22 protein-coding genes, 7 tRNA genes and 1 pseudogene are annotated in these 26,958 nt (G+C 30.2%); 7 read left to right on the top strand and 23 right to left on the bottom strand.

Translation table 11 applies throughout. From position 1 onward, the window contains the following. A partial coding sequence (locus AJN58_RS07470; protein ID WP_186820939.1) for a hypothetical protein occupies positions 1 to 247 on the top strand: 247 nt, incomplete at its 5' end. A gap of 42 nt (positions 248 to 289) precedes the next feature. Here AJN58_RS07470 and AJN58_RS10540 read toward each other — a convergent pair. Next, positions 290 to 1,128, bottom strand: a pseudogene (locus AJN58_RS10540) (tyrosine-type recombinase/integrase); the annotation flags it as partial. Positions 1,129 to 1,431: 303 nt separating this feature from the next. On the opposite strand from AJN58_RS10540, the gene AJN58_RS10385 reads away from it, so the two are divergent. From AJN58_RS10385 to AJN58_RS07445, 4 genes are all read left to right on the top strand, one after another. After that, positions 1,432 to 1,950, top strand: a complete 519-nt coding sequence (locus AJN58_RS10385; protein ID WP_261665683.1) for a hypothetical protein — start codon at positions 1,432 to 1,434, stop codon at positions 1,948 to 1,950. Positions 1,951 to 1,993: 43 nt separating this feature from the next. Continuing rightward, a complete protein-coding gene (locus AJN58_RS10380) occupies positions 1,994 to 2,287 on the top strand; it encodes a 3'-5' exonuclease (protein WP_261665682.1) in 294 nt (97 codons plus the stop codon). A gap of 16 nt (positions 2,288 to 2,303) precedes the next feature. Continuing rightward, a complete protein-coding gene (locus AJN58_RS07450) occupies positions 2,304 to 2,567 on the top strand; it encodes a helix-turn-helix domain-containing protein (protein ID WP_083261793.1) in 264 nt (87 codons plus the stop codon). Between the two features lie 578 nt (positions 2,568 to 3,145). Next, positions 3,146 to 4,057 (top strand): AEC family transporter, encoded by a 912-nt coding sequence (locus AJN58_RS07445; RefSeq protein ID WP_002861688.1) that lies wholly within the window; start codon positions 3,146 to 3,148, stop codon positions 4,055 to 4,057. A gap of 7 nt (positions 4,058 to 4,064) precedes the next feature. On the opposite strand, the gene AJN58_RS07440 is transcribed toward AJN58_RS07445, so the two are convergent. From AJN58_RS07440 to secA, 12 genes are all read right to left on the bottom strand, one after another. Next, positions 4,065 to 7,577: an acyl-[ACP]--phospholipid O-acyltransferase gene (locus AJN58_RS07440; RefSeq protein WP_070233913.1), complete on the bottom strand. Its 3,513-nt coding sequence runs from the start codon at positions 7,575 to 7,577 to the stop codon at positions 4,065 to 4,067. A gap of 44 nt (positions 7,578 to 7,621) precedes the next feature. After that, positions 7,622 to 8,002, bottom strand: coding sequence for a hypothetical protein (locus AJN58_RS07435; RefSeq protein ID WP_070233912.1), 381 nt, complete (start codon positions 8,000 to 8,002; stop codon positions 7,622 to 7,624). A 66-nt stretch (positions 8,003 to 8,068) separates the two neighbouring features. Further along, positions 8,069 to 8,145 (bottom strand) — tRNA-Asp (locus AJN58_RS07430). 51 nt (positions 8,146 to 8,196) lie between these two features. Then, positions 8,197 to 8,272 (bottom strand) — tRNA-Val (locus tag AJN58_RS07425). A 6-nt stretch (positions 8,273 to 8,278) separates the two neighbouring features. After that, positions 8,279 to 8,354 (bottom strand) — tRNA-Arg (locus AJN58_RS07420). A gap of 19 nt (positions 8,355 to 8,373) precedes the next feature. Further along, positions 8,374 to 8,449: transfer RNA gene (locus AJN58_RS07415), tRNA-Lys, on the bottom strand. A 4-nt stretch (positions 8,450 to 8,453) separates the two neighbouring features. Further along, positions 8,454 to 8,530, bottom strand: a tRNA-Asp gene (locus tag AJN58_RS07410). A gap of 51 nt (positions 8,531 to 8,581) precedes the next feature. Then, positions 8,582 to 8,657 (bottom strand) — tRNA-Val (locus AJN58_RS07405). Between the two features lie 7 nt (positions 8,658 to 8,664). Next, positions 8,665 to 8,740: transfer RNA gene (locus AJN58_RS07400), tRNA-Lys, on the bottom strand. A 61-nt stretch (positions 8,741 to 8,801) separates the two neighbouring features. Further along, entirely contained in the window at positions 8,802 to 9,587 is a 786-nt protein-coding gene (locus tag AJN58_RS07395; protein WP_044794404.1) for an amino acid ABC transporter permease, read from the bottom strand. Positions 9,588 to 9,609: 22 nt separating this feature from the next. Then, entirely contained in the window at positions 9,610 to 10,815 is a 1,206-nt protein-coding gene (locus tag AJN58_RS07390) for an ABC transporter permease (RefSeq protein WP_070233136.1), read from the bottom strand. Next, positions 10,812 to 13,400, bottom strand: coding sequence for a preprotein translocase subunit SecA (gene secA / locus AJN58_RS07385; RefSeq protein WP_070233134.1), 2,589 nt, complete (start codon positions 13,398 to 13,400; stop codon positions 10,812 to 10,814). Before secA ends, AJN58_RS07390 begins: the two co-directional genes overlap by 4 nt. Before the next feature lie 100 nt (positions 13,401 to 13,500). Between secA and lolA the strand changes: the two genes are divergently transcribed. Continuing rightward, positions 13,501 to 14,010: a LolA-like outer membrane lipoprotein chaperone gene (gene lolA / locus AJN58_RS07380; RefSeq protein WP_002871477.1), complete on the top strand. Its 510-nt coding sequence runs from the start codon at positions 13,501 to 13,503 to the stop codon at positions 14,008 to 14,010. Here lolA and AJN58_RS07375 read toward each other — a convergent pair. Further along, entirely contained in the window at positions 14,007 to 14,741 is a 735-nt protein-coding gene (locus AJN58_RS07375) for a hypothetical protein (RefSeq protein WP_070233129.1), read from the bottom strand. The two genes, lolA and AJN58_RS07375, sit on opposite strands and share 4 nt — an antisense overlap. Before the next feature lie 9 nt (positions 14,742 to 14,750). Beyond that, entirely contained in the window at positions 14,751 to 16,094 is a 1,344-nt protein-coding gene (gene pif1, locus AJN58_RS07370) for an ATP-dependent DNA helicase Pif1 (protein WP_070233127.1), read from the bottom strand. Positions 16,095 to 16,142: 48 nt separating this feature from the next. On the opposite strand from pif1, the gene AJN58_RS07365 reads away from it, so the two are divergent. Next, on the top strand, positions 16,143 to 17,489 hold the full coding sequence (locus tag AJN58_RS07365) for an SH3 domain-containing C40 family peptidase (RefSeq protein ID WP_070233125.1): 1,347 nt from the start codon (positions 16,143 to 16,145) through the stop codon (positions 17,487 to 17,489). An 11-nt stretch (positions 17,490 to 17,500) separates the two neighbouring features. Here AJN58_RS07365 and AJN58_RS07360 read toward each other — a convergent pair whose 3' ends face one another. From AJN58_RS07360 to purL, 8 genes are all read right to left on the bottom strand, one after another. Further along, positions 17,501 to 18,373, bottom strand: coding sequence for an N-carbamoylputrescine amidohydrolase (locus AJN58_RS07360; protein WP_002871473.1), 873 nt, complete (start codon positions 18,371 to 18,373; stop codon positions 17,501 to 17,503). Then, positions 18,370 to 19,257: a cation diffusion facilitator family transporter gene (locus AJN58_RS07355; RefSeq protein WP_002853697.1), complete on the bottom strand. Its 888-nt coding sequence runs from the start codon at positions 19,255 to 19,257 to the stop codon at positions 18,370 to 18,372. The genes AJN58_RS07360 and AJN58_RS07355 overlap by 4 nt, the downstream gene beginning before the upstream one ends. Further along, positions 19,254 to 20,231 (bottom strand): agamatine deiminase, encoded by a 978-nt coding sequence (locus tag AJN58_RS07350; protein ID WP_002861700.1) that lies wholly within the window; start codon positions 20,229 to 20,231, stop codon positions 19,254 to 19,256. Before AJN58_RS07350 ends, AJN58_RS07355 begins: the two co-directional genes overlap by 4 nt. Before the next feature lie 98 nt (positions 20,232 to 20,329). Then, entirely contained in the window at positions 20,330 to 20,764 is a 435-nt protein-coding gene (locus AJN58_RS07345; RefSeq protein ID WP_002871471.1) for an META domain-containing protein, read from the bottom strand. Positions 20,765 to 20,773: 9 nt separating this feature from the next. Then, positions 20,774 to 22,366: a methyl-accepting chemotaxis protein gene (locus AJN58_RS07340; protein ID WP_002861702.1), complete on the bottom strand. Its 1,593-nt coding sequence runs from the start codon at positions 22,364 to 22,366 to the stop codon at positions 20,774 to 20,776. Positions 22,367 to 22,464: 98 nt separating this feature from the next. Next, the gene (gene purH / locus AJN58_RS07335; protein ID WP_070233122.1) at positions 22,465 to 23,997 is read right to left on the bottom strand and encodes a bifunctional phosphoribosylaminoimidazolecarboxamide formyltransferase/IMP cyclohydrolase; all 1,533 of its coding nucleotides are present in this window, start codon (positions 23,995 to 23,997) and stop codon (positions 22,465 to 22,467) included. A 2-nt stretch (positions 23,998 to 23,999) separates the two neighbouring features. Further along, complete coding sequence (locus tag AJN58_RS07330; protein WP_002892960.1) at positions 24,000 to 24,770, bottom strand: DnaJ domain-containing protein; 771 nt, start codon at positions 24,768 to 24,770, stop codon at positions 24,000 to 24,002. Then, a complete protein-coding gene (purL, locus tag AJN58_RS07325; RefSeq protein WP_070233120.1) occupies positions 24,767 to 26,953 on the bottom strand; it encodes a phosphoribosylformylglycinamidine synthase subunit PurL in 2,187 nt (728 codons plus the stop codon). Before purL ends, AJN58_RS07330 begins: the two co-directional genes overlap by 4 nt. Between the last annotated feature and the right edge of the window lie 5 nt (positions 26,954 to 26,958).

Here is a 26,958-nt window from a genome sequence, read left to right as displayed (position 1 = left end):
TAATCTACAAAAAATCAAGATTTTAGTCAAAATATATCAAAATTTACAAAAATGTAGCCGAACTCCTGATCTTATTGACATAGAAGAACTTGAATTTAACAAAGAAGACATTTTCGAAGAATTATTTTATGCTTTAGGCGGTTTAGGAGGTATGTATTCCGTAGAAATAATACAATCAAGAATTGCAAATTTCATCAAAATACTTGGCGGAGAACCTAAACTTTTATTAGAAAGATTCACAGCATAGACTTCAAAAAGAAGTCTATGCAAATACTCAATTTTAGAAAAATTAATTATTCAATAACGCAGCTTTTATTGTATCATTTGTTGCTTTGGCATATATAGCAGTAGTATTTAGTTTTGCATGTCTTAGAATTCCACAAGGTTTGTTCCTTTGGCTGTTAATCTCATGGCTAAAGTGTGTCTAAGCAAATGAAGTCCTTTTTTGCTGATCAAAGCTTTAGCGTAAATATTATTTACAATCAAAAAAGCATTGCTTCTATTTAAATGTTTTCCTATGCTAGTTTGCATTATGTAATCATGATCTTGGATATTTTCTTTAAAATATTCAAGCTCATCATCTACTTCTTTTTTAATAAATGCAAATTGTTCTTTACCACCCTTGCCTATTATGGATATTTTTAATATTTCATCATCAACCTCTTCAAAATCACAAAGTTTTACATTTAAAGCTTCAGAAATTCTAAGTCCTCCATAAAGCATAAGTTTTATCAGTAAAGAGTTTCTAAAACTATTATAAACTTCTTTTTTTGCTTTTTCTTTCTCTAAAACATTATTTAGCCTTATAATTTCATTTTCATTAAGATAATTTAATTTTTCTTCTGATTTTTCTGTTCTAAATCTAATTTTCTTCATATCAAAGGAAAAAATAAACAAATCATCATTATTATCGCTTATAAAAAAAGCTAGTTAATACTCTCAAATAAGTTATTTTTGTTTTTTTGATAGTTTATTGCCATTTTTTGAATTATTTTCTAAATAATTAAGAAAATTGACTAAAAAAGTCGTTTTTATATCGTTTATTTGCATTTCATCTTGATATTCTAAAGAATATTCTACAAATTCTAGTAAAATACGCCTATAAAACAATAAAGTGTTCTTTAAATATATATTATCTATATAAATAAAATTTCATATAATCCGCATACAACATCAGAAATTGATAATAAATATTTATCTTGATTTATCTTATTGATGTTTTTAAGTTTTATTCCAACAATTTCATAAAACTTTAGTTTTATTGTATTTAATTTATCTTCAGTGTAAAAAATTTATATTTTGCAATTGGTCCTTCAAATAATTTTATAGATGTAAAATCTATATTTTCAAGTTCTTTGCTATACAAATAATTATTTATAACTTCTTTTAATTCAACTTACAAAACCAAAGCTAGAATATGATTTTATTTTAGTGGATGAAGCACAGGATATCAACGCTTGTGTTATCGACATTGCTCTTAACCAAAAGCAAGCTAAAAAAGTTTTTATAGGAGATACATTCCGAAGCATTTATAAATTCAGAGGTGCTGTAAATTCCTTAGAAGTATTAGCATCTATGCCAAAATCTCATATTTTATATCTAACTCAAAGCTTTAGATGCCCACAAAGCATAGCTACTATTGCCAATTCTTATTTGGGAATTTTAAATGCTCCAAGAGATTTTAAAGGAACGCTAAAACCAAGAAAGGAAAATAATGAAAATGAAGCAAAAGCTATAATATGCAGAACTAATGCTAAACTATTTGATATAGCAGTAGAAAATTTAAATAAAAAATTATTTTTTGTGGGAGGGGTGAATAGTTATAGTTTTGATGAGTTATTAGACATACAAAATCTTCTGTTTAAAAAACACAAATATATCAAAAATCAGTTTATTGCAAAATTTGCCGACTTAAAAGAACTTCTTGAATATATCAACGAAACTAACTAAAGAGGTTGACTTAAAACAAAAAATATTTGTTCTTTTTAAATATGTGCATAGCGATATTATAAAGCTTATTAAAGATATTGAAAAAAGTTGTGTTAAAAAACAAGAACAAGCTGATTTGATATTAAGTACAGGACACAAGAGCAAAGGTTTAGAGTGGAATAATGTTGAAATTATTGATGATTTTTTAAACATCAAGCAAGAACTTGAAGAAAGAGAACAAATTACCATAGCAAAAGAAGAATTAAATCTTTTGTATGTGGCAGTTACAAGAGCTAAAAATTCTTTAAACATTAACAAAGATTATTTGCTTGAAAAAGATTTTATAGAAAAAAATTAGAAAGGATAACAATAGAATGAAAATAATTAAAAAACTACAAGAAGATGGAAGCTTTAAAGAGCAAACTTATTATTCTGTCGATGAAGTTGCAAAAATGTACTCTGTAACCCATACAACAGTTCGTGTATGGAACTCAAGAGGTGTTCTAAAAAGCTTTAAATTAGAAAAAGGTTATTACATATCAAAAGAAACCATTCTCGATTTTCAGAAAATAGAAGACCCCCCCCCAAAAAAAGGAGAGGAAAAATGGTTGAAAAATATTATAATAGAGAAGAAATAGCAAAGATGCTTAATGTAAATATCCTAACAATTAGAAATTGGGTTAAGTCAGGATATATTAAGGAATATAAAATTAGTACAAATGTAAGAAAACCATTATATAATCTTGAAGAAATTGAAAAAAATTAAACTCCAATTCAAACAATATATAACAATCAATCACTCGCCTATGCTCTCGCTTCTTTTAGCGGGAGCGGTATATATTCAATCAACTCTTTAATATACACTTTTAAATACAATGGTAAAAATATTAAAAAAATAGGAATAAACATAATGTTTATAATTTTCCTAACTTTTATCCTAACTTTTTATTTTGATGCTATTTATAAATATTGTATAGTAGTGTTTTTATTAGCATTATTCAAATCTCGCTAACCGCACCATTATTTAAAATTATAATCATTCAACTTAAAATACCAACTATTCAAAATCAAATTTCAACTTACAATTTCTTAAAGTTACAAAAAATAAAAAATATTGGTTTTTTTAAAAAACTTAAAAAATATTAAGATTTTTTTTAAGTATAAAGAATATAATTCTATCCGTTTTCAAAAACCATCCCTTAAAAAGGATTATTCAATGTTTGTTTTTATACCATTATTTACAATTTTTATTTTACTTGCAGGCGGATATTTTGCCAAAAGAATTGGCGTTTTAAAACAAAAACAAGCTAGGACTTTTTTAGATTTTGCTATTATTTTTGCTTTACCTTGTTTGATTTTCGATAAAGCATATCATTTAAATTTTGATTTTTCATTGATTATTTTTATTTTTATTGGATTGTTTAGCTGTATACTAGCAGCTTTTTTTGCTATTCTTATTGGAAAAGTTTTTCATTTTTCTAAAGTAACTTTAGTCAGTATGTTTTTGCTTTCTTGTTTTGGAAATACTATATTTGTGGGTATGCCTATTGTTGCTGGTATATTTAATGACCCACAATTTAGCGCTGAAGTTATATTTTACGATGCTTTAGCCACAACTTTACCTATATCACTTTTTGGACCTTTTATACTTTCTTTGGGAAATGGAGAAAAAGTCAGTTTACTTGCTAATGTTAAAAAAATTCTTAGTTTTCCACCTTTTTTAGCTTTGCTTTTTGGTTTTTTGTGCAAATTAATTACTTTACCTGAATTTATTTTCTCTCCTATTCGTTTATTTGGCGCTTCTGCAACCCCTGTTGCACTTTTTGCCATAGGTTTAGGACTTGGCTTTATGGCGATTAAAACCTCTTACAAACCTACAGTAATTGTCATCTTTGCTAAAATGATTTTAGCTCCTTTATTTTTTGTATTTTGTTTAAAAATATTTAATTTAGAATTAAAAAATTCTACCATTGTTGCTATTATAGAAAGCGCAGCTCCTACTATGACCTTAGCAGGAGCTATGGTAATGAAAGCTAAACTAGATAGCAATTTAGCCGTAAGTGCTGTAGCCTTTGGAGTTCTTTTTGCTTTTGTTTCTATGCCAATTTTAATTTGGGCTTTGTTATAAGCTCAAATTATATGGCTAAATTTTTAGCTAATTCTTTAACTTTTTTAAGATCAACTTTTCCTGAACCTAGGAGGGGAATTTTTTCTATTTGAAAATAATATCTAGGTTTAAAAAGTGTAGGTATATTAGAATTTTTTATAATCTCACATACTCTTTCAAAAATTTCATTATTACATTCTATGAGTAAAGCAATTTGTTCCCCTTTTTTCTCATCTTCTAAAGATGTGGCACAAAATTTAACCACTTCAGTATCTATGAATTTGGCAATTTCTTCTTCTATTGTACCCAAAGAAATCATCTCTCCGCCAATTTTTGCAAAGCGAGAATAACGATCGACAATATATAAAAAACCATCTTCATCTAAATGCCCTTTATCTCCCGTGTTGTACCATCTTATACCATCAATTTCTTTAATCACTTCATCGGTTTTTTCTTTGTCATTAAGATAGCCTACCATAACTTGATGACCGCCTATAAGTATGAGTCCATCTTCATTTGTTTTTAAATTTTCATAATTATTTGGATCAACAATACGCACTGCAGTTCCAGGTAGAGGCATTCCTACACTTCCTTCTTTATTGGCACGATGCATAAGCCAATAATCCGCATCAAAACGATTCGGCAAATTTACACTCGCCACAGGTGTAGTTTCCGTAGCTCCATAACCTTCAAAAATGCTTTTTTTAAACTTCATTTCAAAAGCAGTTCTTACTTCATTTTTTAGTTTTTCAGCGCCCGATACAACTATTCTTAAACTTTCAAACATTAAAGCATCAAGCTTTTTATTTCTTGTATAAATTCCTAAAAAGGTTGAAGTTCCACACATAATAGTGACATTATTTTTAGCAACAGCTTTGGCAACCCCTAAGGCATCGGTTGGATCTGAAAAAGTGATGCTTTTAATACCTTCAAGCAAAGGCAAAAATGTAGTTACGGTAAGTCCAAAAGCATGAAAAGGTGGTAAAGATGAGAGAATGACATCATTATTTCTTGTGCAAAGCACATCAGAAATTTGTGCTATATTGCTTAAAATATTACGGTTGTTGAGCATAACACCTTTTGGAGAACCTTCGCTTCCACTACTAAACAAAATAGCTGCGATGGCAAGATTGTTTTTTGAAGGAGTGAAGATGCTTTTGAGTATAAAACTAGGTATAATACTAACTGCTAACATCATGCTAAAAATTTTAGTTTTTTGCATTTTAAAATCTTCTACAATATCTTCAAAATAAATTAAATGTATATTTGTATCGAAATTTAGGTTTATACCTTTATTTGCTAATTTTTCTAAAAAAGTTTTAGAAGTATAAATTTGTGAAATTTGCGCATTTTTTATAGCTGCTTTTAGAGCTTTTTCTCCAGCCGTAAAATTAAGATTTACTGCAATTTTTTCTGCGATTAAAACAGATAGATTGGTTAAAGAACTTGCAAAAGAAGCAGGTAATAAAATTCCTATAGCTTCCTCTTTAGGAGCGTAACTTCCACGCCGAGGGTTAATGTTTAATTCTTTGGATTTTCTTTTAATAAAAAAATTAAGAATTAAACTAAGACTCAACATTTTTCTATAAGAAATATCTCCAGCTAGTGTATCGATAATAGCTATTTGATTTAGATTTTTTTTAGCTGTATCTATCCAAGCTCTTGCTATAGTATGCATAGCTTCGCATTGTGATTTCCAAGCCATAAAAGAAAGTTCAAAAACTTTAGCTTTAACTTCATCTTTTTTAGAATGCAAAGGCATAGCTTTACCAAAAGCTATAGCAATTTTTCTTTTATTTAAAGTGCGGTTTCTTGCTGAAAATTCTTCATCGCTTCTTGAAAAAGCACTACCCCAAAGTCCTCTTATATAAAAAGGAATAATTTTTCCATCATCTTCGCTTAAATATTCACAAGCTAATTCAAATCCTGCTTTAAATTCATTTAATTGTCCATGTCTTGAAAGTGTACCTTCAGGAAACAAGCAAACTAAATTACCTTCTTTGATATGCTTTGCTATCAGTTCTAAACTCGTCTTACTTCCCGTGCTTGATACAGGAATAATGCCAAATTTATCAAGAAAAAATTTAATATACCATTTAGAATAAATGCTTCTTTCCATAACAAAATAAATTTTTCTTGGAATTGCCATTTGTACAACAGCCCAATCAATAAAAGAAATATGATTACCCAAAAGCAAAGCTCCGCCTTTTTCTGGTATATTTTCAAAACCTTCTACAAGTAAGCGGTATCGTTGTAAAAAAGCTATGCTTAAAAGTATACGCACTAAAGAAAAGGGAAATTTTAAAAGTATATAAAAACCTCCTATAAAGGTTACTAAAGTAATAAAATAAAACAAATAAACCACATTGATTTCAAATTTTGCAAATAAAGTTGCTAAGACTAAAAATCCTAACATGGCAATATTTTGAAAAAAATTATTTCCTGCAAGAATTTGCCCCAATTCATTTTCTTTGGCATGAAATTGGATTAAAGTATTTAAAGGAACGATAAAAAGAGCTCCACAAAATCCAAAAAAGAAAAATAAAAAACTATAACTTAATAAACTTATAAAATAAGGCATTAAAAAAGCCATTAAAAACATACCCAATGCACCAAGTGGAATAAGTCCAAGTTCTATATAATTTTTTGAAAATTTACCAGCTACTAAAGAGCCTAAAATCACTCCTATACCAGAAAAAGCGAGTGAAATTTGCACATAAAAAGTATTTTCTATGAAAAGTTCATTTTTGACAAAGACAGGAAAGCTAACAAGATAAAGTTGAGATATAGCCCAAAAAAATGAAATTCCTATTATGCAAAGCCAAATAGTTTTATTTTTAAAAACAAGCTTAAGATTATTTATTAGAAGTTTTCCATGAATATAGTCTTTTTTATTAAAAACTAAATCTTTATTTGTTTGTTTGAGCTTAGGTAAACGCCACGCAAAAAATACTTCGATACAAGAAAATAAAATTAGCACAATTCCTAAAGGCGCTACTTCTTTTAAAATTTCATCTGTTTGATTATACGTAGAGCTATAAAGACTTTCAAAACTTAAAGAAAATAAAGCCATTCCTGCTAAGATTGCCATAATGCTTACTGCATTAATTACACCATTGCCCATAGCAAGAAAGTCTTTTCCTACAAGTTCTTTGATAAAACCGTATTTGCTTGGTGAATAAATCGCTGCTTGTGCTCCCATTATAAAAGTAAAAATAAAAGCCATCCAAAAAGCACCGCTATAGTAACAAATGCAAATTATTAAAGTGAGTACAACATTGAAAATTGCTGAAATTTTCATTACAATATTTTTTGGATATTTATCCGCTAAAAAACCCGAAGGAGAAAGCATAAGAATAAAAGGAAGTAAAATCAAAGCATTAACTATAGCATTTAAAAATAACTGCTCGCTTCCTTCATAGGCCTTATAAATAGTATTTTGAATAATAATTTTATGTCCCAAATCCACAAAAGCATTGATGAATGCTATAAGTAAAAAAGGAATTAATCCGTAAATTTTCAAAAAAGATTTTTTTTGCATTATTTAAACCTCGTCAATTAGCACTTATTTTACAAAAGAATTTATCAGTTTTTAGGAAAATTATCTATATTATCTTTTAAAATCATTCCATCGATTTTTAATTTATAAAATTTTTTAAAATTCTCTAATTTATCAACAATCATTAAAACCCTACTATCAAAAACATAAAATTCTGCAACCTTGCTAGCAAATTTTGCAAGTTTTTTGTCATTGCAAAGCAAAAACTTAGCTCCTAAAGCATTGGCTAAAAATATCTCGTCTTTATTTTGAACTAAAATAGCAAATTCAAAATCATTTTGACTTAAATAAGAAATCAATTTTTCATCATAAACAATACAATAAACTTTATTATCTTTAACTTCTTCAACACTTTCAATAAAAGAAAAATCTAAATTTTTTAATAATTTATGTCCAATAATAAGCATTTTTTTCCTTAGCTCTATTTTTTATTATTTTGCAAATTATACTTATAAAATTGTTACCAAGCAAGATGGCGCAGCGGACGGGGCTCGAACCCGCGACCTCCGCCGTGACAGGGCGGCATTCTAACCAGCTGAACTACCGCTGCATCCAAAGTAAAGAAGTAGAGATTATAAAACCTATTTATGATTTTATAAAATGGTGGTCACTATAAGACTCGAACTTATGACATCCACCTTGTAAGGGTGGCGCTCTACCAACTGAGCTAAGCGACCTATAATTGGCGACCCCTAGAGGATTTGAACCTCTGTTTCCACACAGAGAGAGTGTTGTCCTGGGCCACTAGACGAAAGGGTCATAACCCTAACAATAAAAATGGTGTCCCGTGTTGGATTCGAACCAACGGCCCCCTCCTTAAAAGGGAGATGCTCTACCGGCTGAGCTAACGAGACAAGATGGCGCAGCGGACGGGGCTCGAACCCGCGACCTCCGCCGTGACAGGGCGGCATTCTAACCAGCTGAACTACCGCTGCATCCAAAGTAAAGAAGTAGAGATTATAAAACCTATTTATGATTTTATAAAATGGTGGTCACTATAAGACTCGAACTTATGACATCCACCTTGTAAGGGTGGCGCTCTACCAACTGAGCTAAGCGACCTTTATAATGGTGTCCCGTGTTGGATTCGAACCAACGGCCCCCTCCTTAAAAGGGAGATGCTCTACCGGCTGAGCTAACGAGACATTTTCTGAAATAAAAATGTGATTATGCCAAAATTAGCTCTATTTGTCAAGCTTTTTTAAATCATTTTTGGCATTTTCTCTCCAAATAACGAGAAAATATACTTATAGGTAAAGTCAAAACAAGATATGTAATAGCCAAAATTACATAAGCTTCAAGAGTAGCAAAAGTATAAGAATTTATCTCTTGTGCACTTTGGGTTAATTCATTTACAGCAATAACGCTTAATAATGAACTATCTTTAATTAAATTTGCAAATTGTCCACTCAGCGGTGCTAAAATATTTTTTAAAGCTTGGGGAAAAATTACATACGCAAAAACCTGCATCTCTTTTAACCCTAAAGCCCTAGCGCTCTCAAGCTGAGATATAGAAATACTTAAAATTCCAGCTCTAAATATTTCAGCTAAGTAAGCAGCAGAAAAACATGATAAAATAATAACTCCAGCCACATATCGATTATCAAGTCCTAAATTATTTGCAACGATATAATATATCAATAATACCTGCACTAGTAAAGGGGTTCCTCTGATAAGCTCTATGTAAAATATAGATAAAAATCTTAAAAAAACAATTGAACTTAAAGAAAAAGCACAAAAAACTCCACCCAAAATTATACTCAGTAATAAAGAAAAAAAACTGATTATTAAGGTATTTAAAAAACCTTGAAGAAATTTTTCTTTATAGGTCGCAATTGCACTAAAATCAAAATGATAAGCACTTATACTAAAACTACAATAACAAAACAATATTAAAAATAAAATCAAAAGAATTAAATTAGTGATTATTTTTGACTTTGATAGAGGTTTTAAAGGTTTAAAATTCTTATTTTTTTGGATAAACAAAGACAATAAAAATCTCCAAAATTACAATTTATTCATTTCTTAAAGTATCTAAAATGTTAATTTGAGTTGCTTTTTTTGCAGGATAAAAAGACGATAAAGCTATGATTATTAAAGCACCTATAATGGTTAAAGAAAAATCCATTAAAGACAAATCAAGTGGTAATTTACTGGTTCCATAAACATCAGCAGGTAAAGTTACAATATCAAAATTTCCTAAAAGCCATAAAGCAAAAAATGCAAGCATCACACCCACTATCATACCACCGCCGCCAATAAGCATGCCTAAGGCAAAAAAACTCTTTTTTACCTCATTTTTGCTTGCACCTAGGGCAAGTAAAAGTGCTATTTCACTGCGACGATTCATTACTATCATCAATAAAGAACTTACTATATTTAAACTTGCAACCAAAATAATAAGCATCAACACTATAAAAAGCGCTCTTTTCTCAAGCTCTAAGGCTGAAAAGAAATTTTTATTTTGTTCCCACCAGCCTACTACAGCATAATCGTCTTTTAAATAAGATTTAATTTTTTCAACATCCTTAAAAGCATTATCACTATATACATGAACTCCATCATAATTTGGATTTTTAGGCATTCCAAGTACTTTTTTCAATGCATCAACATCTGTGTACATATAAGCTTTATCATAAAATGCAAGCCCTGAAGTAAAACGCGCTTTAACATCAAAACGTTTAGTTTGTGGTACTAAAGAAAATCCACTAGGATTAAGATTTGAAAAAATAAGTGAAAGTTTGTCATTTTTATGCAAACCAAATTCATCAATAAGTGCTGATCCTACAAGTATATCAAAACCACTTAAATTCTCATCCTTTAAAGCTTTAGCAACCACTTCGTTTATTTTTTTTTCATCATTAAAATTAACGCCAAAAAGCACACCACCTTCAAAACGATTATCCCCCTTTATAACAACTTGAGTACTTATATAAGGGCTAAATAACAAATTTGGAAATGTTTTTCTTAACTCATCTATAAATTCATCATTTACAGGAGCGTAAAATTTAGGCAAAATAGTAATAGGATAATTCATCACAAAAAAGCGTTTTTCAAATTCTTTATCAAAACCATTCATAATTGCCATAGCTACAAGCAAAACACAAAGTCCTACGCAAACTCCTAAAAAGGCCAAAAGCATAGAAAGATTGATAAAGGGTTGTTCTTTATCAAATCTTAAATATTTAAAAAGTAAATATTTTAAAACGCTTTTATTCAAGCTAAAATTCCTTGCTTAGGACCACTTTTTCCATGGCATTCTTTAAATTTTTTTCCACTTCCGCAAGGACAAGGAGCATTGCGTGGAACTTTTTTAAACTCAGCTTCGCCAAGATTATCTTCGCTTGCACCCATTTCTACTGAGCTTTGAAGTAGCTTTTCATTTTCTTCATTGGCTTTATTTTCTAAATTTTGTACCTCTTCTTGATTAAATTGCACACTAAAAAGTAGTTTAATACTATCAAATTTAATACGATTAACTAGCTCCAAGAAAAGATTATAACTTTCTTTCTTATATTCCACAAGAGGATCTTTTTGATTGTATCCGCGAAGTCCTATTCCTGTTTTTAAAATATCCATTTGATACAAATGCTCTCTCCAAGCATTATCCAAAACTTGCAAATATAAAATACGCTCTATATTACGCAATTCTTTAATCTCAAGTCTTGACATCTTTTCATTATAAGAATTTTCAAGAATTTGACTTAGCTTGTCTTGCATTTCAATGACGCTTAAATTTTCAAAATCTTTTTCACTAATCTGAGTTGAACACTCATATAAAATTTTTGCTTTCAAATTTTCAAAATTTACATTAGAACCGCTTTCATCAAGCATATAATCATTCATTACATTTGTGCTATATTCAGCGATATTTTGAGAAATTTTAGCTCTAATATCATAGTTTTCATCTAAAAGCTCATTACGATAACGATAAATAGTTTTTCTTTGTTCATTTGCTACATCATCATATTCTAACAAATGCTTTCTGCTTTCAAAATGTAAGCTTTCTACTTTTTTTTGCGCATTTTCAACCGCTCTTGTAACGATTCTTGACTCTATGCTTTCGCCCTCTTCTATACCTAAGCGATCCATAATGCTTTTAATACGATCCCCACCAAAAATTCTTAAAAGATTATCTTCTAAACTTAGATAAAAACGACTTATTCCAGGATCGCCCTGCCTTCCTGCACGACCACGAAGTTGATTATCAATACGGCGGCTTTCATGTCTTTCTGTACCTATAATATAAAGCCCACCCAAAGCCCTAATCTCATCATCGATTTTTATATCCACACCACGACCTGCCATATTTGTAGCGATAGTTACGGCACCTTTTTTACCTGCATCTTGGATAATCAAAGCTTCTTGTTCGTGATTTTTAGCATTTAAAACATGATGAGGGATTTTCTCTTTTACAAGCATATTGTGAAAAACTTCACTGCGTTCTATACTTGCGGTTCCTACAAGCACAGGCTGACCTTTAGCATTGGCTTTTTTAATCTCTTCAATTACGGCTTTAAATTTTTCATTTTGAGTTTTATAGATAAGATCATCTTTATCTTGTCTTTTAATAGGAATATTTGTCGGTATAGAAATAACATCTAAACTATAAATTTGAGAAAATTCAGTCGCTTCTGTTTGTGCAGTTCCTGTCATACCTGCGAGTTTATTGTACATTCTAAAATAATTTTGAAAAGTAATATCTGCTAGAGTTTGGCTTTCTTCTTGAATTTTTACATTTTCTTTAGCTTCTAAAGCTTGATGCAATCCTTCACTAAAACGACGTCCTTCGCTTAAACGCCCTGTAAATTCATCAACGATGATAACTTCATTATTTCTTAAAACATAATGCACATCTTTTTCAAAAAGATTATGTGCCTTTAAAGCTTGATCAAGCTGATGTGCTAAGATAGCATTATCAAGACTGTATAAATTTTCTACACCAAAAAGTTTTTCAGCCTTAGCAATACCTGCTTCGGTAATCAAAACACTACGATTTTTCTCATCTACCACAAAATCACCCTCAGGTTTTGCAGGAGGTAAAACTACTTCGCCTTTTTGCATTTGCTTAGCTACTTCATTGGCTTTAATATAACCATCTAAAGTGCGATTTGTAGGGCCGCTGATGATAAGCGGAGTTCTTGCCTCATCAATTAAAATACTATCTACTTCATCTACAATAACAAAATTATGCTCTCTTTGAACTTTTTCAACTTTTGAAAATTTCATATTATCACGCAAATAATCAAAACCAAACTCATTATTGGTTCCATAAGTAATATCGCAATCATAAGCTTGCTTGTGCTCTATGTCACTATTTTGAGAAGAAAGAATCACACCTACGCTAAAACCTAAAAAATTATAAATCGCACTCATTTGCTCAGCATCTCTTTTGGCTAGATAATCATTCACTGTAACGACATGTACGCCTTTGCCACTCATGGCATTTAAAACAACAGGCAAGGTCGCTACAAGGGTTTTACCTTCTCCTGTTTTCATTTCTGCGATTTTTCCATCGTGTAAAACCATACCACCGATTAACTGCACATCAAAATGACGCATATTTAAAGTTCTCTTACCTGTCTCTCTGACTATAGCAAAAACATCATTTAAGATATCATTTTCGTTTTTTTCTCCGCTTAAAATTTGCTCTTTAAATTTTGCAAATTCGGCTTTTAATTCATCATCGCTTAAATTTTGATATTTGCCTTCTAAAGCATTGATTTGTGCTACACGCTTGAAGTATTTTTTAACTTCACGATCATTTTTTGTTCCAAAAACGGCTTTTAAGGTATTTAAAAACATTTTTAAACCTTTATAAATTTTTCAAACTATCATTATAACGATTATTTAATTAAAATTAGCTAGAATGATATAAAAAATATAATTTTTTTAAGGAAAATAAATGAAAAAAACATTCTTGATATTTTTTATTTTTATAGGACAACTTTTTGCCCTTGATCTTAATTTTAATACCTTTTCAAGCGATTTTATCCAAATAGTAAAATCCAAAAACTCTACACTTTCTTATTCTGGACATTTTATACTGAGTAAAGATCAAGCATATTGGAGTTATGATACTCCTAGTAAAAAAGAGATTTATATTAACAAAAATCAAGTAACCATAATAGAGCACGATCTAGAGCAAGTCATTTTCTCTCATCTTGATAACATTCCAAATCTTAATGAAATTTTCAAAAAAGCAAGTCTTATAGATAAAGATAAACTTGTAGCAAAATATGATAATATAAATTATACAATTAAACTCAATCAAGAGCAAATTCAAAGCATATCCTATAAAGATGAATTTGAAAATGATGTTATAATCAATCTAAACAATCAAATTAAAAATCCAAAAATTAATTCCGATGTTTTTAAGGCAAAAATTCCGCAAAATTATGACATAGTTCGCTAATTTTGCGTTGTATTTTCATCAAGCTTTATATCATAACCTGTTTGTGGTAAATGATAAGGCTTGCTTGCGTTATTTTCTTTGAATATTTGTGGAGGATTGGCGATTAAATCTCTTTTAATTTTTTCTTCTATATCTGGAGTCATTTTAGGTGTATTTAAATTATCTATATTGATTTCTCCATTGTCATTTTTATTTTCTTCATCTGAATCTTTGAAAAGCTGTTCAACTTGTTTGACTTCTAAATTTGGAACACTAGGAGTTGAGATCTTTTCAACACTAGGAACTTGAGTTTTAGGAGCTTCTAAGTTTTCAAGTGCTTTTTTTACCTCGCTGCCCATACCCTTCTCTTTAGCCTCAGTGCTTTCTAAAAAGCGTTTAAACTCCTCTAAATCAAATTTTTCCACTCCGCTTAAAGATATGATATATATATCATCTAATTTAATCTTATATTTCTTATCTAAAAATTTTTCTAAAGTCTTTTTAAAATTATTTTTTCCAATTTCTGTAAAAATATCTTCGTAAAAAAATCCTGAAATTACTGTATTTACAGCATCAATTAACTTATTTTCATTTTCTTTTAAATTATTCCCATCAAATTCCAAAGAAATTTCAACTTTTTTAAGAACATTTGTCCCACTTTTAGAATACAAATCTGTTCTTATGTTATCTATTTCAAGATTTTGAGCATTTAAACTCAAAACCAAAAAAACACTTAAAAATATTTTTTTCATTTAATGCCTTTAAATGATTTGTTCTTGTATTTCAAGATCTAAAAAATTATGTTTTTTATAAAATTCGATCACATTAGAATCTATTTTTAAAATATTAGCAAAATAAAATCCAAAATTTATCTTTTTTGTAGAATAAATTTTTAAAGTATTTGGGTTTGTAGCGCGAGAAAGAGCGACATAAAGCTGTCCATTTTCAAAAATATGATCAATATCACACACTAATTTTTCAATGCTCATACCTTGTGATTTGTGTATAGTAATAGCATAAGCTAATTTAATAGGAAACTGTGTAACACTTGCGAGAATATTAACAACAAAATCTTTACCTGATTGCTCAAGTTCTTCCATGAAAAAAGTATAAGGTTCAAGTAAAATTTTCATCCCATTATTTTTAATAATGCTAATATAAATTTTCTCCTCTTCATAAAGAATATCTTCTATAATGCCTTGCTCTCCATTATAATAATTCTTATCCCAATTATTTACACAAAAAATAATACGAGCGCCTATTTTAATATTTAATTCTTCCAATATATTTAAGCTTCTAATCCAAGAATCAAGCTCTTCATCTTTTATTCTCTTATCTTCTTTTTTAACCTGAGCTTTAAAGCATACAAGCGGGGTCTCAAGTTTGCTTAATTTTTCTTGATTAATATTGTTTACTTTTTTATTGATACCACAAAGTAAAGTATAATCATCTTCTAAATTTTCTAATTCTTTATAATCAATTCGCAAAGATTCAAAAAAGCTTAAAATTTTTTCATCTAAAAAACCTTGTCTAATCAAAGATAAATGGTTATAAAATTCCATATTTTGCGTTCTTTTAGGTTGAGAAAGTTTAACATTCTTAAAATTTAAATCTTGCCAAAAAAATGAAGAAAAAGCATAATAAGAATGGTTAAATAAAGTTTCCTTTTTTTCTTTAACTACGGGAGGCAATTGAAAAAAATCTCCTACAACTAAAATTTTTCCATTAAATTGAGAATTTTTAAGTCTAAAACCTATCATTTCAAAAACACTTGCACTAACCATGGAAATTTCATCGATAATAATAAGCTCAATCGTTTTTAAAAGTTCTTTAAGTTTTGTTAATTTTTCTTTTTGTTTTTGATTGCGATCCAATGCACTTAATTTCATCATATCATCACAATACCCTAAACAAAAAAAGCTGTGTAAAGTAACACCGCCTATATTAAACGCCGATAGAGCACTAGAACCAAGAGCTATGGCTAATTTTTTTTGTTTTCTATAAGATTTGATAAGCTCATTTGTCAAAAAGCTTTTACCAACTCCAGCACCACCACTTAAAAAAACATTATCATAAGCTAAAATTTTTTCTAGTTTATCAAGCATTATATTTCCTTGGCTTTAATTATAACTATTTTTTCTAAAAGGTTGATTATGAAATCTTGTTTATATTTTACTTTTATAGTGCTATTTTTAACAGCTTGTTCAACAAAAAATTTAACTTCACTTCATCATGAAAATTTAGAACAAAAAAATGAAAATCAACATTATGCAAAACTTGAATACGAACAAAATGTAAGCATTTTACCACAATTTGCTTACGATATTAATTTTGATGCAAAACGATATAAAAAATATTTCTTTAACCCTTGGCATGATTCGTTTAAAAATTACAAAGGACAAAATATTTTTTGGTCCTTTCCTTTATATTTAAATTCAAAAAATACTTATTATTTTTTCAATAAACAAATTATTCCACTTTCATGGTTTAAAAACGCTATAAATAATGCAAATATCCAAGAATTCGGTAAACTTAATCAAAAAGCTTTAATTATCCAAAATACAATCATTAAAAATCTTCCAACCCAAAGAGCTATCTTAAAAAATCCTTTTTTTGAAAATGAAGGAATTCCTTTTGACTATGCAAGCGATGGCATTTTAAATGCTGGAACCCCTGTCTTAATTTCACATTTTAGTAAAGATAAGCGTTATGCTTTTGTTTTAGGTGAAGCTGGATTTGGATTTGTTGAAAGTAAAAATTTGGAATTTTTCTCAAACGATAGAGCGAAAATCTATGAAAATCTCAACTTTATCACACCACTAAAAGAAAAATTTCCTATCTATAGCGAGGATGGTAAATTTTTCTTTGAAAGTAGAATTGGCGCTATTTATCCTTGCTACAAAGAAGATAAAAACTATTTTTATGGAAAAATAGGTTCTAAAAAATATAAAATTTCTAAAAAAGATGTATCTAAATTTCCTTTACAATTCAATGATAAAAATTTAAAAAATCAACTTTCACAAGTTTTAAATTTGCCTTATGGCTGGGGCGGTTATAATTTTGAAAGAGATTGTTCTTTACTAACTCGTGATATCTTTTCAGCTTTTGGACTTTATCTACCAAGAAATTCAGTTGCACAAAAAAATTCTTTTAATCATTTTGATATAAGCACTCTTAGCAATTCTCAAAAAAAAGATTTTTTAAACCGCTTTGGGAAAGCTTATCTTAGTTTACTTTATTTACCTGGACATATTATGCTTTATGCAGGACAAATTACAGATAATAATATTGCCATACATAATATATGGGGCTTAAGAAAAGATACAACCCAAAGACTTCTCATAAGTTCTAGCGTCATCACTTCTTTAGAAATAGGAAAAAATGAAATTTTAGAAGATAATTTGCTTTTATCAAGACTTAAAGAAATAAGTTTTATAAATTTAAACGAACAAGAAAAAGAGCAAATAAAAAGCTATCTTGAAAATATACAAAACAAATAAGATTTATTGATTTAATCAATAAATCTTTTAGTTAAATCTGCAAAATATTCTATGCGTCTATCTCGCAAAAAAGGCCACCAACGACGCACATTTTCACTTCTTTTTTTATCTATTTCTATGATTTTTACACATTCGTTTTGAGAATCTAAAAGACAAAGTTCTTCACCTTGAGGGCCAAAAACAAAAGAATTTCCCCAAAATCTAATGCCCTCTTCTACCCCACTTACATCTTTTTCAAAACCTACTCTATTGATAGCTACTACATATAAACCATTAGCTATAGCATGTCCTTTTTGAACACCAAGCCAAGCATTGAGCTGCCTTTGTTTTTCTTCATCTTCATCCTTATCAAACCAACCAATTGCCGTGGGATAAATAAGAATCTCAGCTCCTTTTAAAGCCATAATTCTTGCTGCTTCAGGATACCACTGATCCCAACAAATAAGCACTCCAAGCTTACCTAAACTTGTATTTATAGGTTCAAAACCCAAATCTCCAGGAGTAAAATAAAATTTTTCATAAAAACAAGGATCATCAGGTATGTGCATTTTGCGATATTTACCTGCTATAGAACCATCTTTTTCAAAAACCACTGCAGTATTATGATAAAGTCCGGCACTTCGTTTTTCAAATAATGAAGTAATAAGCACTATTTGATTTTTTCTAGCTATATTTGCCCAAAATTTCACATCTTTTTCATAATCATTAGCATAGTCAAAAAAATCCACATTTTCACTTTGACAAAAATACTCACTTTGATGAAGCTCTCCTAAACAAATAAGCTCAGCTCCTTGTTTAGAGGCTTCTTCTATAAATTCGCAAGTTTTTTTTATAGTTTGTTCTTTGTTTGAGTGAAATTTTTGTTGTATTAAAGCGATTTTCATTGTCTTTGCCTTTCTTGTTCTGCATCATCATAAGGATCTAAATGAATTTGTATATCCCATTTTTCATTTTCAAACATCTTACGCACACCTTCTTCTATTTCATCTGAAATTTTATGCGCATTTAAAAGCGAAATTATAGGGCAAAAAACCAAATGCACGCTTAAATAATTACAACTTGGAGTTTTACGCGTCTTTAATTCATGATAGGAAATTATTTCAGGATTATTAGAAATCAAAGTACAAATTTTATCCACTTGTTCCTTAGGTAAAGCCTCATCCATTAAAAAAGCCAAAGCTTTTTTAATGATTTTAAAAGCAGAAAATGCCGTATAAAGACTGATCACTATCCCAAAAATAGCATCAATAATATGTAAATTTGTAAAATAAATCAAAACCAAAGCCCCTAAAGTACAAGCATTGGTTAAGCAATCTGTTTTGTAATGCAAAGCATCACTTTCTATAATCAAACTTTTGGTTTTTTTAGCTACATAATTTAAAAAAAGCACAAGAAAAAAAGTCATAATTAAAGCAAAAATCATCACATAGATGCTTGAATTTAAATCTTTAATTTCTTCTTTATAATAAATCTTTAAAATACTCTCATAAAAAATAAAAATCCCCACGCCAACTATAAAAACACCTTCTAACAAACCCATTAAAGCTTCAATTTTAGAAAAACCAAAATTATAATTTTCATTCGCCTTTTGTGAGCTTTTTTTAAGAGCTAAAAAATTAAAAGCAGAAATAGCAAAATCCATTAAAGAATCAATCGCACTTGAAAGCACTGCAACAGAACCACTTGTTAAGCCTACTATAAATTTAACCAGGGCTAAAACAATAGCACATAAACTTGCTACAAGAGTTGCTTTTTTTTGCAAACTCATCTTAAACCTTTGAAACGATTTTGACAAGAACAATGCAAAGAACCGTTTTGTCGTAAAAACACTCTTGCATCTACTCCTATAATTTTATGATTGGGTAAAGCTTTAGAAAGTCTTTTAGTTATGATTTCATCATTTTTATCCTTATAAAAAGGCACAATTAAAGCATTATTTATAAAAACAAAATTCGCATAAGTCGCCCCCAATCTTCTTCCTTTATAGTATAAAGGCTTAGGTATAGGAAGTTCTACTAAATCAAAGCCTGTTTTTTTAAGCTCTTCTTTCATTTTTTGCAAAGGCAAATAATGCTCATCCTCTTCATCTTCACAAACACAATGTGCTATGGTATTTTTATCTATAAATCTTGCTAAGGTATCGATATGATGATCTGTATCATCACCTTTTATGAAACCATTTTCTAGCCAAATAATTTGTTTTAAACCAAAAATTTCTTTTAATTTTATATCAATTTGGGTTTTGTTTAGATGAGAATTTCTATTTTCATTTAAAAGACAATGAGAGCTTGTAAGCATCACACCCTCTCCATTAAAGTCAATACTTCCTCCTTCTAAAACAAAATCCACCTTTTTAAGCCCCTCTTTAAATTTTTCTTTAAAAAGCTTAGAATTTACAGCATTATCAAGCTCACTTTGAAATTTATTTCCCCAAGCATTAAAAGTAAAATCAAGAGCCTTTAAACGATTATTTTCTACTATATCTATAGCTCCAAAATCACGTATCCAAGTATCATTTGTATCACATTTAAAAAACTCAACATTTTTTATATCTTTAAAATTTTCAAAATCACTCTGTTTAGGAGCTATAAGTAAAACTTTTTGAAATTCACTTACCACTTTTACAAATTCTTTATAACTTTGCAAAATTTCCTCTAAATATGGACTCCAATCGCTTTTTTCATGAGGTAAAGAAAGCATGAGGTATTCTTGCTCACTCCATTCAGGAATTGATTTTATCATTTAACTACCTTTTTTGATAATAAAATTATAATTGTATCATTTTTTGGAATTTTGTCAAATTTAAGAAGATTGCCTCGATATTTCGAGGCTTTAGTGTATTATTTAAAAAAGATTTTCATTTCATCATTACTTAAAACAAGTTTTCCATTTTCATTTGAAATTTTAAAAGTTCCTTTGAAATTTGAAAGGAAAGAATTTTCAAAATCCATTACATCCATTGGATGACAAAGCATTTGAGTTGAAGCTACGCGATCACCTTCGATTTGCAAAGTATCTGCCTTAGTTTGGTAAGAACCAAAAAAACGATTACATCCTGAATAACCATAAAATTTATTATTTTCAAAACTAATATTTGGACTTTCCTCTGCGTTTTTTGGATCAAAAGTTTTACCATTAACTATAATTTTTTCTATTTTGAAAAGCTGGTTTTGCACAAGTTCATTATTACCTTTAGAAGTAGATGAAGTAACAGAAGTACTAGCACAACCCGCAAAAAAAGTTGCAGCTAAAGCAATTTGAAGCGTTTTTTTCATTTTATTCCTTTAAATTTGAAATTGGTTAAGTTCGCTTTCGAGATTATGACACACTATTTTTAACTCATCTGCAACTTGAAGCAGAATTTTAGAAATTTCTTCATTCTTTTCACTTACTTCGACATTTTTTTGCATACGAGAAAGTAAATTTTGTATATTCTCTTGGGAAATTTTTATTTTTTCAGTACATTGAGTTACCAAAGCCCTAGCATCTTCGTTGCATAATTTAACCTCATTAGCATCATCAACCAATAAAGTGGTGTCATCATTTAAAGCTTGTATACTTTGAGCATTTTTCTTTAATTCTGCGCTAACCTCATTAATACTTTGCAAAAGCTCTTTTGTAATTTGAGCTACATTTCCCAAAAATTCTTCACTGTTCTGAGCCAACTGCCTAACATCCTCAGCAATTACAGAAAAACCTCGTCCAAATGCACCAGCCCTAGCTGCTTCTATGCCAGCATTTAGGGATAGTAAATTGGTTTTATCTGCAATCTCATCCATCATTTGAGTTGCTTTTTGTATATTACCTGCTTGATTAACCATGTTTTCAACTTTTTTAGCCAATTCATTTTCATTTTGAGATACTGTTGATACTTTATTAGCAACATTAAACAAAGATTTAAGCATTTGCTCTAATAATAAAAAGGATTTTTCATTGGCACTATTTGCCTTATTTGACAAACTAGCAAGTTCTCCAAGTTCATTGCCAACATTTGCACCAAGTTTAAAACTTTGATCTATTTGCTTATGACTTTGTGAACTGATATCACTTAAAGAAATAGCATTTGAATTTAAAAGATTGCTTTGTTTTTCTACATTTTTTGAATTATGACTTGCACCGCTAACTGCCTTGTGAGTTTTTTCGATAAATTGATTGATATATCCACAAGCTAAAGCAATTTCATCTTGACCTTTAACTGAAATACGAGCTTTTAAATTGCCACTTCCTTGAGCTAATTCTTTAGCATGATTTAAAAGCTCTAAAACAGGCTTTCCAACAACAACTTTAAGCATTAAAAGAACCACACAAAGGGTAAAAATCAAAGCAATAGTAAATATTATAATATAAGATTGACTGGTTTTACTTATATCTTTTTGAACACCTTCTAAAGAATGCGATATATCCATAACCCCTATCACGCTCCCTACATTAGCATTTGCATGACAAGCAACACAACTTTCATCTGCAATCAAAGGGCGTATCAATCTTAAATGCACAACACCATTTACATTTTCTTCTAAAGCTTGAATTTTAGGATTTGAAAATTGTTCTATAATACGCTTATCATTTGAAATTTGAGGAGCTTTCATCTCAAAAAGATCTATAGTATCTTTTGAAGGATAAATTTTAATATCACTAATACCCTCTATACTTTTTGCATCTTCAATGGCTTCTTTAATTTTTTCAGGATCTCCTAAATTCATAGCCATTCTCATTGTTTGAAAAACAGAAGTACTTACGGTATCTAAATTTGCCCTGCTCATTTTATTGGCAGTATTTTTAAAGTCCAAATTTAAAATCACTTGCATTACAATAAAACTTATAAGCAACACCACAAAAATTGCAGCAGAAACCTTAAATCCTATAGTTTTAAACATCATAGTTTCCTAAAAATAAAATTTTTCGGAAATATTTTACACATAATTTATTTAATTTTTATTGAATTATGTGTAAAAAACATAACATTCCATTAAACTTAATGTAAAAAATGTCTTACGCCTGTGAAATAAAGCGCCATACCATACTCATCAGCCGCCTTTACCACTTCATCATCTCTTATGCTTCCGCCTGGTTCTACTATAGCTTTAACCCCTACTTTACTTGCTTCATCTATGCTATCTCTAAAAGGAAAAAAGGCTTCACTTGCTAAAACGCAACCTTGCAAATCAAGTCCCATTTCTTTAGCTTTAGCGATTGCTGCCTTTGCTGCATCGATTCTACTTGTCATACCCATACCTATAGCCACCATAGCGCCATTTTTTACATAAACAACATTGTTTGATTTGGTAAATGCTGCTATTTTCATAGCGATTTCAAGATCTTTTAATTCTTCCTTACTTGCCTCTCTTTGACTCATAAGCTTTGCATTTTTAAGCTCATCTTCGCCTACTTCATCGCTGTTTTGATATACAAAACCCCCATCAATATGTTTAAAATCATATTTATCAAAACTGCGGATTAAAGACGGACTTTCTTGAGTGAAAATTTTAATGCGTTTTTTACCTTCAAACACGGTTAAAGCTTTTTCATCTACATTGGCTGCAATGATTACTTCTACATAAATTTCATTGATTTTATTTGCTAAAGCCTCATCAAGAGTTCCATTGATTGCAACCACTCCTCCATAAGCACTGACGCTATCGCATTTTAAAGCATGTATATAGCTTTGTACTAAATTTTCTTTTATAGCAAAACCGCAAGGATTTCCATGTTTTACTATAGCAATAGCTGGAGCTTTATCGAAACTACTAGCCAAATTTAAAGCTGCGTTAATATCGGTTAGATTGTTAAAACTTGCTTCGCCTTTAAGGGCTTTGAAATTTGCGCTAAAAAAGGCATCAAACTCGTATAAAGCCCCTTTTTGATGTGGATTTTCTCCATATTTTGTATCAAATACTTTTTGTCCTACTATAAATTTGCTCGCTCCAAAACCTCCGTTAAAGCGTTCATTCATATAATTTGCAATATAAGCATCGTAATTTGCTGTATGCTCATAAGCTTTTATCATCAAATTTAAACGAAAATTCTCATCATTTTGACCTTTTTTTAAAGTCTCAATCACTTTTTCATAATCAAGTGGATCGCAAAGCACCATCACATCTTTATAGTTCTTTGCTGCACTTCTTATCATCGCAGGTCCGCCTATGTCGATATTTTCTATAATTTCGTCAAAATCATCGCTCATAATGGTAGTTTTTTTAAAAGGATATAAATTTACACAAACTAGTTCAATGCCTAAAATTTCATTTTCTTTTGCTTGTTTGATATGATTTTCATCGCTTCTTTTATGCAAAATCCCACCGTGAATCTTAGGGTGCAAAGTCTTCACACGCCCTTCAAAAAGCTCAGGACTCTTTGTAAAATCACTCACTTCTATAACTTTTATTCCATTTTCTTTTAAAAGCTTAAAAGTCCCGCCTGTTGAAAGAATCTCAAAACCTAAATTTTCAAGCTCTTTGCCAAATTCTACTATACCTTCTTTATCACTCACACTAAGTAATGCTCTCATTTTTACCTTTCTAAATGTTTTTTAACTTTTTCATAAGCTTCGTTGATTTTTTGAAATTTCTCTACGCCGATTTTAAGCTCTTCTTCGCTGACATTGTTTGCGTTTAAAATATCAGGATGGTATTTTTTTGCTAAATTGCGGTATTGTTTTTTTACCGCATTTAAATCTGCATTATTTGGAAGTTCTAAAATAGCAAAAGCTTCATCAAGACTTAATTCTTTTTTAGAACTTTTTAAATTTGAAAGACTTGCAATAAAAGCATCTAATTCGCTTTTTGCTATATCAAAGGCTTTAGCGATTTGCTCTAAAATTTCACGCTTTTTAGCATTAAAATCTGCATCGATTAAAGCCATAAAAACAAGCACACGCAAGACATTAAAACGCTCATTTTTAGGTAAAGGCACTTCTTTTAAAAAATCTTTTGCCACATAAAAAGCATCGCTTAAATTTTCTTTATGTTCGTTAAAACTTGCTTTTAAAAAAGCTCTTTCTTTTTCATCTTTGGCATTTGCATCTAAAAGATCTTTGATCATTTCAGCTTCATTTTCACTTACTCTGCCATCGCTTTTTGCAATTTTTGCCAAAAGTGCGATAACATAGTAATTCATACGCCTTTTAAACTCATCCATTCTTTCTTCCATAACCCCACGAGCAAAACCCTTAGCAAAGCCTTTAGCTCCTCTTGTAGCTGAATTTAAAAAATCCTGTTTTCCCCAAGTTTTATAATACCAGTAAAACACCAAAACAACGAGTATAATTAAAACTAAAGTCATTGGATTTGCTCTTTAAAACTTTCAAAATAAAGCTTATCAAGTTCAGCCTTGCTTAACTCAATGCTATCAAGTTTAAAATGTTTTTGGCTTGTACTCACACCTAATTTATAAGCTTTTACTCCAAATTCTTTAGCTAAATTTAAAAAAGCTTCTTCATTTTCTTTACTAAGCCCTACTATAGCACGACTTGCACTCTCATCAAAAATCATTTTTTCATCATCAAAATCACTTGTTAAATTTGCACCCACACTAGAAATAGCAAACATTTTTGCCAAAGTCATAGCAATACCCCCTATTCCTACGCTATTGGCACACTCAAGTAAAGAATTTTGATTGGCTTTATAAAGCAAATCCCAAAGTGCAAGTTCAGCTTTATAATCAAGCTCTTTAAGACTTCCTGATACTTTTTTATCTTGGATTTTCATTACCATAGATCCGCCAAATTCTCCTAAACTTTCACCCAAAAGATAAACGCTTAAATTTTCTTTTTCAAAACTAGCTTTTAAGGTTTTATTTGCATCTTCTAAAACCCCTACGCTTACTATAGTAGGACTTGGATAAATACTTACGCCTTCAGTTTCATTATAAAGTGAAACATTGCCGCTTACTACTGGGGTATTTAACTCTTTACAAGCTTCTTTAATACCTTTGCAACCTTGTGCGAATTGCCACATCACTTCAGGATTTTGCGGATTTCCATAATTTAAACAATCACTTATTGCCAAAGGCTTAGCTCCTGTGCAAGCAACCTTTCTTCCTGCAGAAGCTACTGCTAAAGCTGCTCCTATTTTAGGATTTACATAATTTAAGCGTGAATTACATTCTATAGCCATAGCCACACTTGCACCATTTTCTTTGATACGAATAACACTAGCACCTAATTTTCCATCAGCTTTTATAGTATTGGTTTGCACGCTTGAATCAAATTGATCATAAATAAAAGCTTTATTATTAATATTTTCATTTTGAAGCATTTGTATAAAAAGCTCTTGAACGCTTGATTTTAACTCAAATTTATAGTCTTTAATTTCACTTAAATATTTTGGCTCGCTTGTAGGGCGACTTAAAATCGGCGCTTTCTCACTTAAAGGCTCGATAGGAATAAGCCCTACAAGCTCATCATGCCAAAAAAGCTCCATTTTTCCTGTATTGGTAACTTCACCCATAACCACAGCATCTAAATCCCATTTTTTGAAAATTTCTATAACCTTATCTTCATAGCCTTTTTTCGCACAAATAAGCATTCTTTCTTGAGATTCGCTAAGCATTAACTCATAAGGAGTCATACCGCTTTCACGCATAGGAGTTTTATCTAAGTAAAGTTTCATGCCACTGCCACTTCTTCCTGCCATTTCAAAAGAACTTGAAGTAAGCCCTGCAGCACCCATATCTTGAATACCCACAATATAATCGGTTTTAAAAAGCTCTAAACAAGCCTCCATAAGAAGTTTTTCACTGAAAGGATCGCCAATTTGCACTGTAGGACGCAAAGATTTGCTTTCTTCATTGAAGCTATCACTTGCCATAACCGCTCCACCAAGTCCATCACGCCCTGTTTTTGAACCCACATAAATCACAGGATTTCCTACACCTTCAGCCTTAGCATAAAAGATATCTTCACTTTTACAAACCCCTAAAGCAAAGGCATTAACTAAGATATTTCCATTAAAACACTCATCAAAAGCACATTCTCCACCTATAGTTGGCACACCCATGCAATTTCCATAATGAGAAATTCCATTTACCACACCTTTAACAAGGTATTTTTGATGTTTGCCGCATTTTTCATCATGAATATTGCCAAATTTTAAAGAATTTAGCCCTGCAACCACTCTTGCACCCATAGTAAAGACATCACGTAAAATTCCCCCTACTCCTGTAGCCGCACCCGCAAAAGGTTCAATAAAGCTAGGATGATTGTGACTTTCCACTTTAAAAACTGCTGCCATACCTTGCCCGATATCAATAACCCCTGCGTTTTCTCCTGGGCCTTGAATCACCCAAGGTGCTTTAGTTGGAAAACCACTAAGATATTTTTTACTGGATTTATAAGAGCAATGCTCACTCCACATCGCAGAAATAACCCCAAGTTCTAACAGATTTGGTTCTCGCCCTAAAATTTCTAAAATTTGTGCATATTCTTCATCGCTGATTTTATGTGCTTTTATGGTTTCTTTATCCATTTTTA

Origin of the sequence: Campylobacter sp. BCW_4321, from assembly GCF_001763075.1 — a bacterium.
GTDB classification, from domain to species: Bacteria; Campylobacterota; Campylobacteria; order Campylobacterales; family Campylobacteraceae; genus Campylobacter_D; species Campylobacter_D jejuni.
This window is presented reverse-complemented; position numbering and strand designations above follow the sequence as displayed.

Bases quoted from the DNA above. Each gene is read 5' to 3' on its own strand.
- lolA (WP_002871477.1), top strand. From the start codon at position 13,501: ATGAAAAAAACATTCTTGATATTTTTTATTTTTATAGGACAACTTTTT.
- AJN58_RS07450 (WP_083261793.1), top strand. From the start codon at position 2,304: ATGAAAATAATTAAAAAACTACAAGAAGATGGAAGCTTTAAAGAGCAA.
- secA (WP_070233134.1), bottom strand. From the start codon at position 13,400: ATGTTTTTAAATACCTTAAAAGCCGTTTTTGGAACAAAAAATGATCGT.
- pif1 (WP_070233127.1), bottom strand. From the start codon at position 16,094: ATGCTTGATAAACTAGAAAAAATTTTAGCTTATGATAATGTTTTTTTA.
- AJN58_RS07440 (WP_070233913.1), bottom strand. From the start codon at position 7,577: ATGCAAAAAAAATCTTTTTTGAAAATTTACGGATTAATTCCTTTTTTA.
- AJN58_RS07330 (WP_002892960.1), bottom strand. From the start codon at position 24,770: ATGACTTTAGTTTTAATTATACTCGTTGTTTTGGTGTTTTACTGGTAT.
- AJN58_RS07340 (WP_002861702.1), bottom strand. From the start codon at position 22,366: ATGTTTAAAACTATAGGATTTAAGGTTTCTGCTGCAATTTTTGTGGTG.
- AJN58_RS07365 (WP_070233125.1), top strand. From the start codon at position 16,143: ATGAAATCTTGTTTATATTTTACTTTTATAGTGCTATTTTTAACAGCT.
- AJN58_RS07360 (WP_002871473.1), bottom strand. From the start codon at position 18,373: ATGAAAATCGCTTTAATACAACAAAAATTTCACTCAAACAAAGAACAA.
- AJN58_RS07345 (WP_002871471.1), bottom strand. From the start codon at position 20,764: ATGAAAAAAACGCTTCAAATTGCTTTAGCTGCAACTTTTTTTGCGGGT.
- AJN58_RS07435 (WP_070233912.1), bottom strand. From the start codon at position 8,002: ATGCTTATTATTGGACATAAATTATTAAAAAATTTAGATTTTTCTTTT.
- AJN58_RS07375 (WP_070233129.1), bottom strand. From the start codon at position 14,741: ATGAAAAAAATATTTTTAAGTGTTTTTTTGGTTTTGAGTTTAAATGCT.
- AJN58_RS07445 (WP_002861688.1), top strand. From the start codon at position 3,146: ATGTTTGTTTTTATACCATTATTTACAATTTTTATTTTACTTGCAGGC.
- AJN58_RS07350 (WP_002861700.1), bottom strand. From the start codon at position 20,231: ATGATAAAATCAATTCCTGAATGGAGTGAGCAAGAATACCTCATGCTT.
- AJN58_RS07355 (WP_002853697.1), bottom strand. From the start codon at position 19,257: ATGAGTTTGCAAAAAAAAGCAACTCTTGTAGCAAGTTTATGTGCTATT.
- purH (WP_070233122.1), bottom strand. From the start codon at position 23,997: ATGAGAGCATTACTTAGTGTGAGTGATAAAGAAGGTATAGTAGAATTT.
- purL (WP_070233120.1), bottom strand. From the start codon at position 26,953: ATGGATAAAGAAACCATAAAAGCACATAAAATCAGCGATGAAGAATAT.